2 protein-coding genes are annotated in these 1,282 nt (G+C 53.9%); both read right to left on the minus strand.

The features are described from left to right. Positions 1 to 37 precede the first annotated feature (37 nt). Positions 38 to 925 (minus strand): IS3 family transposase, encoded by an 888-nt coding sequence (locus tag CHL76_RS16630; RefSeq protein WP_233133502.1) that lies wholly within the window; start codon positions 923 to 925, stop codon positions 38 to 40. Next, complete coding sequence (locus tag CHL76_RS17330; protein ID WP_233133503.1) at positions 835 to 1,197, minus strand: helix-turn-helix domain-containing protein; 363 nt, start codon at positions 1,195 to 1,197, stop codon at positions 835 to 837. The genes CHL76_RS16630 and CHL76_RS17330 overlap by 91 nt, the downstream gene beginning before the upstream one ends. Between the last annotated feature and the right edge of the window lie 85 nt (positions 1,198 to 1,282).

Here is a 1,282-nt window from a genome sequence, read left to right on the forward strand (position 1 = left end):
GTGCACTGACCTAGAAATATGAGACAAGATAAAGCACCTAGCCTTCTGCCGTTCGGTATTCCACCGGCGTGTGGAAGGCTAATTTCGTAAAGGGTCGCTGATAATTGTAATAATACATGTACGTCTGCACGTTTTCTAGTATAATGGTAGACGTTAGGGGCACCCCTCGCGGGGTGCGGAATCCTTCCGACTTTAGCGAGGAATGGAAGGATTCAATGACGGCATTATCAAAGCAGTTGCCTCGGCGCGACATGCTTGTGATAATGCCTTTTTTGTGAGCTGCCTCCTGAAAGGCATAAGAGGTGTACTGGCAGCCCTGATCGCTGTGGAGGATCGTACCGCTGGTTTCCCGGCTGGCGCAGGCCCGTTCCAGGGTGTCGAGCACCAGGGCGGTATCCTGCCGATCGCGGATCGTATACGCCAGCACTTCATTATTGTACAGGTCCATCACGGTGGATAAATACCACATGGTTGGCCCGTACGGCAGGTACGTGATATCCGTGACCCATTTTTCATTCGGCTGCTGGGCCTGAAACTGTTGATCCAGCCGATTCGGCACCACCATATCGGAGAGGCCGGCGGGTTTTCGGGCCCGCTTCGGTTTGATTTGGCACTGGAGGCCGTACTTCTGCATAATGCGCTGGACGGTGCACCGATGGACATGAATCCCATGATCTTTTCCCAACAGTCCCCGGATGGTCCGGTGCCCCACCCGAAACTGCAGGGAGCGGCAGAGGTCGATGATCAGTTGGTCGAGCCCGGAGGGCTCCCACGACTTCCGGCACCAACGGTAATAGGTGGCCCGGGGCACCCCAAAAATGTGACACAGAAACGTTATCGTATACGTTTGCCGGTGCTGCTCGACGAAGGCGAGGAAGACTTCCGGGGCCACCTCCTTTCGAGTTCCTGGTACTTTCCCCGCAATGCCTCCTTCATTTCGTAGTACTCCACCTGCTGCCGCAACCGGTCGATTTCGCTGTCTTGCGGGCCTTTGCCGTACGTGTACTGCTTGCCAACCGGCTGGCGAAGACGATGCTCTTCTCCGTTCTGGACCCACCTGGCCCATTGCTTGATTTGCGATACATTTTTAATGCCGAAGGCATCCATGAGTGACCGATTGCTCCATCCTTCCTCCCATTTCAGCCGAAGGACTTCCCGTTTCACTTCTGCTGGATACCGTCGTTTACTTTCTCCCATAAGAAAAACACCTCCATCTGTCGATCCTACTACGAATACGACGTGAGAGGTGCTTTTATCTGTCTCATTTATTTAGGTCACTTCA

It is taken from the genome of Marinococcus halophilus (assembly GCF_002265875.1).
Taxonomy (GTDB): Bacteria; Bacillota; Bacilli; order Bacillales; family Marinococcaceae; genus Marinococcus; species Marinococcus halophilus.

Excerpts from the sequence above, each read along its gene's own strand:
- CHL76_RS17330 (WP_233133503.1), bottom strand. The coding sequence starts at position 1,197 with ATGGGAGAAAGTAAACGACGGTATCCAGCAGAAGTGAAACGGGAAGTC.